Source organism: Micromonospora sp. BL4 (genome assembly GCF_003667505.1).
Classification (GTDB): domain Bacteria; phylum Actinomycetota; class Actinomycetes; order Mycobacteriales; family Micromonosporaceae; genus Micromonospora.
Genome location: NZ_RCVJ01000101.1, coordinates 20255 through 29513, shown reverse-complemented (window position 1 = coordinate 29513; position 9259 = coordinate 20255). Strand labels below are relative to the sequence as shown.

The 9259-nt window shown below is 72.3% G+C and carries 8 protein-coding genes; all 8 read left to right on the top strand.

Going from position 1 to position 9259, the window contains the following annotated elements:
* Positions 1 to 1183: xylose isomerase (gene xylA / locus EAD89_RS09735; RefSeq protein ID WP_121675486.1), on the top strand; the 1183-nt coding region annotated here is incomplete at its 5' end.
* Between the two features lie 9 nt (positions 1184 to 1192).
* A complete protein-coding gene (xylB, locus tag EAD89_RS09730; protein WP_121675485.1) occupies positions 1193 to 2623 on the top strand; it encodes a xylulokinase in 1431 nt (476 codons plus the stop codon).
* 261 nt (positions 2624 to 2884) lie between these two features.
* Entirely contained in the window at positions 2885 to 3316 is a 432-nt protein-coding gene (locus EAD89_RS09725) for a hypothetical protein (protein ID WP_121653107.1), read from the top strand.
* A gap of 16 nt (positions 3317 to 3332) precedes the next feature.
* Positions 3333 to 4262 (top strand): hypothetical protein, encoded by a 930-nt coding sequence (locus EAD89_RS09720; RefSeq protein ID WP_147458785.1) that lies wholly within the window; start codon positions 3333 to 3335, stop codon positions 4260 to 4262.
* Between the two features lie 89 nt (positions 4263 to 4351).
* The gene (locus tag EAD89_RS09715; RefSeq protein WP_121675483.1) at positions 4352 to 5818 is read left to right on the top strand and encodes a peptidoglycan-binding domain-containing protein; all 1467 of its coding nucleotides are present in this window, start codon (positions 4352 to 4354) and stop codon (positions 5816 to 5818) included.
* 53 nt (positions 5819 to 5871) lie between these two features.
* Positions 5872 to 6498 (top strand): ABC transporter ATP-binding protein, encoded by a 627-nt coding sequence (locus EAD89_RS09710; protein ID WP_233578446.1) that lies wholly within the window; start codon positions 5872 to 5874, stop codon positions 6496 to 6498.
* Positions 6491 to 7684, top strand: a complete 1194-nt coding sequence (locus tag EAD89_RS09705) for an ABC transporter permease (RefSeq protein ID WP_121675482.1) — start codon at positions 6491 to 6493, stop codon at positions 7682 to 7684. Before EAD89_RS09710 ends, EAD89_RS09705 begins: the two co-directional genes overlap by 8 nt.
* Before the next feature lie 51 nt (positions 7685 to 7735).
* Positions 7736 to 9160 carry an MFS transporter gene (locus EAD89_RS09700; RefSeq protein WP_121675481.1) on the top strand — a complete coding sequence of 475 codons (1425 nt, stop codon included), beginning with the start codon at positions 7736 to 7738 and terminating at the stop codon, positions 9158 to 9160.
* Positions 9161 to 9259 lie beyond the last annotated feature (99 nt).

Below are 9259 nucleotides of genomic sequence, written 5' to 3'. Positions count from 1 at the left end.
ACCCAGTCCCACCCCCGCCGACAAGTTCTCCTTCGGGCTCTGGACCGTGGGCTGGCAGGCCCGCGACCCGTTCGGGGAGGCGACCCGCCCCGAGCTGGACCCGGTCGAGGCGGTCAACCGGCTCGCCGAGCTGGGCGCGTACGGGATCACCTTCCACGACGACGACCTGGTCCCGTTCGGAGTCGACGCCACGACCCGCGACCAGCACATCGCCCGGTTCCGCAAGGCCCTCGACGAGACCGGCCTGGTGGTGCCGATGGTCACCACCAACCTCTTCAACCACCCCGTCTTCAAGGACGGCGGCTTCACCAGCAACGACCGCGACGTCCGCCGCTACGCGCTGCGCAAGGTGCTGCGCAACGTCGACCTGGCCGCCGAGCTGGGTGCCAGCACCTTCGTGATGTGGGGCGGCCGGGAAGGCTCGGAGTACGACGTCGCCAAGGACGTCCGCGCCGCCCTGGACCGCTACCGCGAGGCGGTCGACCTGCTCACCCAGTACGTCATCGACCGGGGCTACAACCTGCGGTTCGCGCTGGAGCCCAAGCCCAACGAGCCGCGCGGCGACATCCTGCTGCCCACCGTCGGGCACGCGCTCGCCTTCATCTCCCAGCTCGAACACCCGGAGCTGGTCGGCCTCAACCCGGAGGTCGGCCACGAGCAGATGGCCGGTCTCAACTACGCCCACGGCATCGCCCAGGCGCTCTGGCAGGGCAAGCTGTTCCACCTGGACCTCAACGGCCAGCGCGGCGTCAAGTACGACCAGGACCTGGTCTTCGGCCACGGCGACCTGATGAACGCGTTCGCCCTGGTGGACCTGCTGGAGAACGGCGGCCCGAACGGCGGCCCGACCTACGACGGCCCTCGGCACTTCGACTACAAGCCCTCCCGGACCGAGGACATGGACGGGGTGTGGGCGTCGGCGGCGGCCAACATGGCCACGTACCTCCTGCTCAAGGAGCGTGCCGCGGCGTTCCGCGCCGACCCCGAGGTGATCGAGGCACTGGCCGCGAGCAAGGTCGGCGAGCTGAGCGCCCCGACGCTCAACAGCGGTGAGGGCTATGAGGGGCTGCTTGCCGACCGGTCCTCCTTCGAGGAGTTCGACGTCGACGCGGTGGCCGCCCGTGGCTTCGGCTTCGTCCGGCTCAACCAGCTCGCCGTCGAGCACCTGCTCGGCGCCCGCTGAGGCCCCGCCATGCCGCTGGTCGCAGGCGTTGACTCGTCCACCCAGTCCTGCAAGGTGGTGATCCGGGACGCGGAGACCGGTGCCCTGCTCCGGCAGGGCCGGGCGCCCCACCCGGACGGCACCGAGGTCGACCCGGAAGCCTGGTGGCAGGCGCTGCGCCGCGCCGCAGACCAGGCCGGTGGGTTGGCCGACGTCGCGGCGGTCTCCGTCGCCGGCCAGCAGCACGGCATGGTGTGTCTCGACGAGGACGGTCGGGTGGTCCGCCCGGCCCTGTTGTGGAACGACACCCGATCCGCCGACGCCGCCGCCGATCTCGTCGAGGAGGCCGGCGGCGGCGCGGCCGGGCGTCGGTTCTGGGCCGAGGCCACCGGCAGCGTGCCGGTGGCCAGCTTCACCGTCACCAAGCTGCGCTGGCTGGCCCGGCACGAGCCGGAGCTGGCGGCCCGGGTGGCCGCCGTCTGCCTGCCGCACGACTGGTTGACCTGGCGACTGGCCGGCGCGCCGGGGCTGGCCGCGCTGCGGACCGACCGGGGTGACGCCAGCGGCACCGGCTACTGGTCGCCGGCGAGCGGCGGATACCGGCTGGACCTGCTGGAGCGGGCTTTCGGTCGGCGGCTGGCGGTGCCCGAGGTGCTCGGTCCGGCCGAGTCGGCCGGCACGCTGGCGGCCGGGGAGCTGGGTGGGTCGGGCGGCGCGCTGCTCGGCGCGGGCACCGGCGACAACGCCGCCGCCGCGCTCGGTGTCGGCGCCGGCCCCGGTGACGTGGTCGTCTCGATCGGCACCTCCGGCACGGTGTTCAGCGTCGCCGACGTGGCGGCGGCCGACGACAGTGGCGCGGTGGCCGGCTTCGCCGACGCGGCCGGCCGGTTCCTGCCGCTGGTCTGCACGCTCAACGCGGCCCGGGTGCTGGACGCCGCCGCCGCGATGCTCGGGGTCGGCCTGGATGAGCTGGCCGAGCTGGCGCTCTCCGCGCCGGCCGGCGCCGACGGGCTGGTCATGGTGCCCTACCTGGAGGGGGAGCGGACCCCGAACCGCCCGTTGGCCACCGGCGCGGTGCACGGGCTGACCCTGCGCACCTCGACGCCCGCGCACCTGGCCCGGGCCGCCGTGGAGGGCATGCTCTGCGCGCTCGCCGACGGCCTCGACGCGTTGACCGCGCAGGGCGCCACCGTCCGCCGGGTCATCCTGGTCGGCGGCGGAGCCCGCTCGGCCGCGGTGCGCCGGATCGCGCCACAGGTCTTCGGCTGCCCGGTGGTCGTCCCGCCGGCCGGGGAGTACGTCGCCGACGGCGCCGCCCGGCAGGCCGCCTGGGTCGCCCTGGGCGGTGACGCGCCACCGCGGTGGACGGTCCAGGGCACCGAGGAGTACGCGGCCGAGCCCGTCCCCGCCGTCCGTGACCAGTACGCCTCCGCGCGCGGGATGGTCCTCGACCGGCGCTGACCCCGCAGGTCTCCACCGTCCCGGTCGTTACCGTTTCGTAGCCTCACGGTTGGTCACTGCTCGGATGGCGCTGGGTCAACCTCGAATCGATCATCATGGCTGCTCCTGGCGAGTGCCACGGTCACCGTTTCGTCCACACACCGGATGCTGGTGACCGTCGGTCACGCGGTGATCCATTGACACGGAACGGCGGCTGACGAACGGGCTGCGTGGACGCTCATCGATCGCCTAGGGTTCGGACACCCAACGGGAGGAGTCGATGTGAAGAAGAGCCAAGGTGCCACCAAACGGCGAGCGAGCCTGGTCGCGCTCGCCATGACCGCAGTGCCGCTGGCTGGCGTCACCGTCGCCGCGTCGCCCGCACAGGCAGTCTGCTACGAGACCAATTACTCGGCATCGGTGTCGGTGTACATCGGTGGCGTCAAGCGCGGGGTCGAGAACACTCGCTCCCCGGAGACCTGCAACCGCAACGGCGTCTACTACGGCAAGATCAGTGACACCTACACCGACGGCTCGTGTCTCTCCATCCGTTACTACGACCCCAGCTACGTCGGCACCCAGGGCACCAGCTGCGACTCGGCCGGCTACAACTACACCTTCTGGGACCAGAACGGCGACACCATCGCCGGCTTCCGGGGGCAACTCGTCTCGACCGGAGCCCTCAGCCCGCTCTACGAGCACGGCGCCTACTGACCGATGCCCACGGCCCGTGACCGACGTCTTCGGCGTCCGGCCACGGGCCACCTCGGTGGATGGGGTGGAAATGCGTGTGACAAGGCTTGTGATGGTGCTCCTGGCCGGCGTCCTGGTGTCCGGCTGTTCTGGCCCGGAGGATCCAGGCGCCGCCGAATCGGCGTCGGTCGAGCGGGTGATGGAGCAGGTCCTGGAGCGTGGCGACGCTACACGCGACGAGGTGGTGGCCCACTGGGACAAGGTGAACGCCGCGCTCGCCGAGTGCATGAAGGCTGAGGGTTACGAGTACCTGCCATACATCGACCAGGCGGCGGTCGACCGCCGCGTCGCGCTCGGCCTCAGCCGGGAGCAATTCGTCCAACGCTACGGCTACGGCCTGACCACATTGATCGACTACCTGCCACAGGGAACGGCCAGGGTCGACCCGAATCGGGAGAAGCTGCGCGCGATGCCAGCCGACCAGGCCGGGGGGTGGAAGCGACGGTTGATGGTCTGCCAGCGCGACGCCGAGCGCCAGTTCGGCCCGGCCCCGAATATCGCCAGCCTCACGCTCTCGGCCGAGGAGTCGGCACGCAGCGACAAGATCTACGCTTCCGTGGACGCCGACCAACGGGTCGTGGAGGCACTCAAGACCCGGGCCGGCTGCCTGCGGGAGAAGGGCTTCGACAGCGCCGACCAGCGATCGTTGGCCCTGTCGAAGGCTGCCGAACGGTTCCGCGACGGCTTCGAGCGGGCGGTCGAGACGGCGGCGGGAAGTGGCCGGGACAGTTCCGGTCTACGGCTGGAGGACGTCTTCGCCGCCGGTGAGCTGGCCGAGCTCAAACGGTTGCAGGCGCGGGAGATTGCCGAGGCCCGACAGACCGAGCCCTGCCAGTGGCCCTACGACGATCTGTACAAGCAGGTCTACAAGGAATACCTGGACAAGGCGTTGGCTGGTGAGCTGTGAGCCCGACGTTACCCGCACGGCTCCGGCTCGGGGCTCTCCGCCGAGCGGTAGGTGTGCCGCGCTCACGTCCACTCTCGACGCTCGTCGCGGTGGCCGTGCTGGCGGCAGCGGCGGGTTGGTGGTTCGGCCGGTCGGTCGAATCCCCGTCGGACGTCGCCCGCCATGCCGCCGCCCCCGCGGCCGGGCCGGTCACCGTGCCCGTCGAGCGTCGGGTCGTCGCCACCTCGGTGGTCGTCCGCGGCACCCTCGGCTTCGCTGAGCCGCAGGCGCTGACTGTGGACGCCGACCTCGGCGACGGCCGGCTCGGAAAGCTGGTCGTCACCGGCGCCGTGCCCCGCGCCGGAACCGCGCTGGACGAAGGGGATGTGGCGCTGCAGGTGTCCGGCCGTCCGGTGATCGTGCTGGACGGGGTGATTCCGATGTACCGCGCCCTCGCGCAGGGCAGCAGCGGTCCCGACGTCCGGCAGCTCGAACGGGCACTGGCCCGGCTCGGTCATCTCACCGCCACGCCGGACGACACCTACGATTCCCGTACCTCGACCGCGGTGGACCGGCTCTACCGCGCCGTCGGATACGCCCCGGTCGCGCCATCCGCGGAGCAGGAGCAGCAGCTCGCGGCCGGCAGAGAGCGTGTCTCTGCCGCGGGCACCGCCGTCGCTGCGGCTCGTTCCGCCCTGACCGCCGCCCGCGAAGGTCCGCCTGCGGCCCAACTCACGGTGGCCCGTGCCCGGGTGAACAGCGCGGTGGCCGCGCGTGACGCCGCAGCGCAGGAGCGGGATGACGCGGTCGCGGCCGGTGCGCCCGCCGCGACGGTCAGCAGGCTCACCGCGGAGGTGGCGGCAGCGGAGGTGGAGATCGCGATGGCTCGGTCCGATCTGGCCGACCTGACCGACTCGAAAGACGTGTCGTCGGCGCAGCGGGGGGTGGCCGAAGCCGAGCAGCGGCTGTCCGCCGCCCGCAGTGCGCTGGTCACACTGCGGAACGCGGTCGGAGTCCGCATCCCGCGCGGCGAGATCGCCTTCGTTCCGTCGTTGCCCAGGCGGGTCGATCGGGTCGACACCGCCCTCGGCCGGCAGGCCGACGGCAAGGTGCTGAGCTTGACGGCGGCGGCGCTCGAAGTGACCTGTGCGGTCACCGCGGAGGAGCAGGGGCTGCTCAAGGTCGGGCAGCGCGTCGAGTTGGACGAAGGCGACGGCGTAGCCACGTTTCGCGGGGAGATCTCCCACGTGGCGGACAAGCCCGGCACCGGTGGGGTGCCCGAGGGGCAGTACCTGGTGCGCGTCAAACCGGTCGGCTCGGTGCCGGCCAACCTGCCCGGCCGAGACGTCCGGGTCCGTGTCCCGATCTCCACGACCAGCGGCGCAGTGCTCGCCGTTCCGCTGGCGGCGCTGGTCTCCGACGCCTCCGGGGCGACGTGGGTACGGGTCTCGAGCGCGCAGGGGGCCCGGGACGTCCCGGTGACGGTCGGGCTCTCCGCCGACGGGTTCGCCGAGGTGCGGGTGGCGGACGGCGACCTGGCCGAGGCGGATCTGGTCGTCGTCGGCGAACGGTCGTGACGGCGCTGGTCGAGCTCCGGGGAGTGGAGCGCGTGTATCCAGCGGTCCGCCCGGTGACCGCACTCCGACCCACCAACCTGGCCGTCCGGTCCGGCGACTGGCTGGCGATCACCGGTCGATCCGGTTCGGGAAAGTCCACTCTGCTGCAGATCCTGGGCCTGCTCGATCGGCCGACCTCGGGGGCGTACCTGCTCGACGGTGCGGACGTCGCCGGTCTCTCGGATCGGGAACGCACCCGGTTACGCGCGTCTCGGATCGGCTTCGTCTTTCAAGCCTTCCACCTGATGCCGCACCGCTCGGCCCTGGACAACGTCACGGTGGCGCTGATGTACAACCGCTGTCCCCGCCGGCTCCGGGCCGCTCGTGCCGCGGAGGCACTGGACCGGGTGGGTCTGGGCGGCCGGGTCGGGGCGATGCCGAACACGCTGTCCGGCGGGGAACGTCAGCGGGTGGCGGTGGCCCGCGCGCTCTCCATCCGACCGGACCTGTTGCTGGCCGACGAGCCCACCGGCAATCTCGATTCGGCGACGGCCGAGGAGGTTCTCACGCTCTTCGCGCGGCTGCACGCGGAGGGGCAGACAGTTCTGATGGTCACCCATGACCCGCAGATCGCGGCCCGGGCCGCCCGCCGGGTGCAGGTCGTCGACGGCACCGTACGCGAGGTACGTCCGGATGCGTGACCTTGTCGAGGAAGCTCTGGCGGGGGTGGGCGCCCGGGTCAACCGCACCGTGCTGACAGCGCTCGGCGTGGTGGTCGGCATTGCGGCCCTGGTGGCCACCCTGGGCCTCGCCGCGACCGCCAGCGCCCGGATCGTCTCGCACTTCGACGAGTTGGCGGCGACGTCGGTGACCGTGCTTCCGTCGCCTGACGCCGGCCCGCAGCGGGCGGAGAACCTCATCCCGTGGGACGCCGCTGAGCGGGCGAGCCGACTGACCGGGGTCGTCGCCGCTGGGACGATGAGCACTCTCGACCTGCCGGAGACACCGGTACGGGCCACCACCGTGGTGGATCCGTTGGCGAGCGACGTCGTCCGCCCCCCGCTGGTGGCCGCGTCGCCCGGGCTGTTCGACGCCGTGCAGGCGAGGGTGGCCGTCGGCCGCGCATACGACCGCGGGCACGAGGCTCGGCGCGACCGGGTGGTCGTGCTGGGTGGCCGACTGGCCGAGCGGTTGCACCTGGCCGACGTGGGCCAGTCCCCGGCCGTCTTCGTCGGTGACGTGCCGTTCTCGGTCATCGGTGTCCTGGTGTCGGTGGAGCGGTCACCGGCGCTCCTGGACGCGGTGATCATGCCGGACGGGGTCGCCCACGCCCGGTTCAGGCTGGCCGCCCCGCTGTCCGTCGTATTGAGGACACGCGTCGGGGCCGCGGCGGTGGTCGCGTCGCAGGCCCCGCTCGCACTGGCCCCTCAGCAACCGGACGCGCTGATCGCCCAACGTCCGGCCGAGCCGAACGCCACCCGGGCGAAGGTCGCCGCGGACACCCAGGCGCTCTTCCTGGCACTGGCCCTGGTGACCCTGGTCATCGGCGCGGTGGGCATTGCCAACACGATGCTGGTGTCGGTGCTGCAACGCACCGGCGAGATCGGGCTGCGCCGCAGCCTGGGTGGCACTCGGGCATCCGTAGCCGCGCTCTTCATGGTGGAGTCCGCCCTGGTGGGTCTGCTCGGCGGCGTACTGGGGTCGTCGGGCGGGGTGCTCACCGTGGTCGGTGTGAGCTACGTCCGGGAGTGGACGCCGGTCATGCAGCCCTGGTTGGCACCCGGCTCGGCGCTGCTCGGCGCCGTGGTCGGCCTGCTGGCCGGGATCTACCCGGCCTGGCGAGCCTCCCGGGTCGAGCCGATCGCCGCCCTGCGTACGGACGGGTGACGGGAGCACCCACGTACGGCGTCGTTATCCGCCTCTGGTTGGCTGCCGGTCATGACAGTTTCCAGGGGCCGCCTCCGGCGGGCCCGTGGCGGCGGCCCGACGCACCGGTTGTACAGCGTCGTGGTGTTCGTGCTGCTCGCCTCACTGGACAACGTGGCGATCGGGCTGGTCCCGCCGCTGTACGGGCCGATCGCCGACGCGTTCGACGTGTCGGGGCGACTGCTCGGTCTGGTCACCGCGGTCAGCTTCCTGGTCAGCGCGGTGGCCGCGGTCGGCTGGGCGTACGTCGGCGACCGCACGAACCGCAAGCCGCTGCTCATGGTGGGCACGCTGATCTGGGCGGCGGGCACCGGCGGCAGCGCCCTCGCGGGCGGGTACCTGACGTTCCTGGTCGCGCAGTTGGTCGCGGCGGTCGGCCTCGGCGCGGTCGGCTCGGTGGGCTTCTCGGTGGTCACCGACCTCATCTCACCGACGCGCCGAGGGCTGGTCATGAGCTTCTGGGGTCTCTCCCAGGGGGTCGGCACGCTGGCCGGCACGCTGGTCGGCGGGCTGCTCGGCGCGAGCGACTGGCGGCGGCCGTTCCTGGTGCTGACCGGCGTGGGCCTGGCCGCCACCCTGGCCTACCTGTTCACCTACGACATCCGGCGCGGCCAGAGCGAGCCGGAGCTGGCCCCGGCGCTGCACGAGGGGGCCGAGTACGACTACCGGATCAGCCGCGCCGACCTGCCGCGGATCCTGGCCCGGCGGACCAACCGGTGGCTGATCCTGCAGGGCCTGACCGCGCAGGCCGCCTTCGGCTCGCTGGTCTGGCTCCCGGTGCTCTTCGCGGAGCGCGCCGAGGCGCAGGGTTACTCGGAGTCGACCGCGGTGGTGGTGGGCAGCGTCTTCGCCACGCTGTTCCAGCTCGGCGGGGTGCTCTCCATCGTCGGCGGGCTGATCGGTGACGCGGTGCAGCGGCGTAACCCTGGGGGCCGGGCGTTGGTCGCCGCGGTCGGTATCCTCGCCGCGCTGCCGTTCTACCTGGTGCTGTTCTTCGTGCCGATACGGATCGACGTGCCGGACGGCGCCAGCGGCGGCGCGGTGATCGGCGCGATCCTGTCCAGTGTGTTCACCGAGCCGTCGGTCGGGCTGAGCCTGCTCACGGCCGTACTGGCGCTCGCGCTGACGTCGGCGAACTCGCCCAACTGGTTCGCGTTGATCGCCGACGTGAACCCGCCGGAGCACCGGGGCACCGTGTACAGCCTCGGCAACCTGGTCAACGGTGTCGGCCGGGCGGCCGGCAACGGGTTGGTCGGGGCGGCGTTCCAGGGCCTGAAGGCGGCGTTCCCGCCGCCGCTGAACTACGCCGTCGGGCTGGCCGCGTTCCAGCTCTTCTTCATTCCCACCGGCATCATGTACTGGCTCGCCTCGCGGACCTCACCGGCCGACATCGAGAACGTGCACGACCTCCTGCACACCCGCGCCGACCGCCTCTGACCGCGAGGTGCGGGTGCGCGCAGCGATTCGTCTGCGACATCAGCTCCACAGCACCCCGGCCCGTCCCGCCGACCCGCTCAGGAGCAGGGGCGGCGGGAC

Bases quoted from the DNA above. Each gene is read 5' to 3' on its own strand.
- xylB (WP_121675485.1), top strand. From the start codon at position 1,193: ATGCCGCTGGTCGCAGGCGTTGACTCGTCCACCCAGTCCTGCAAGGTG.
- EAD89_RS09700 (WP_121675481.1), top strand. From the start codon at position 7,736: ATGACAGTTTCCAGGGGCCGCCTCCGGCGGGCCCGTGGCGGCGGCCCG.
- EAD89_RS09705 (WP_121675482.1), top strand. From the start codon at position 6,491: ATGCGTGACCTTGTCGAGGAAGCTCTGGCGGGGGTGGGCGCCCGGGTC.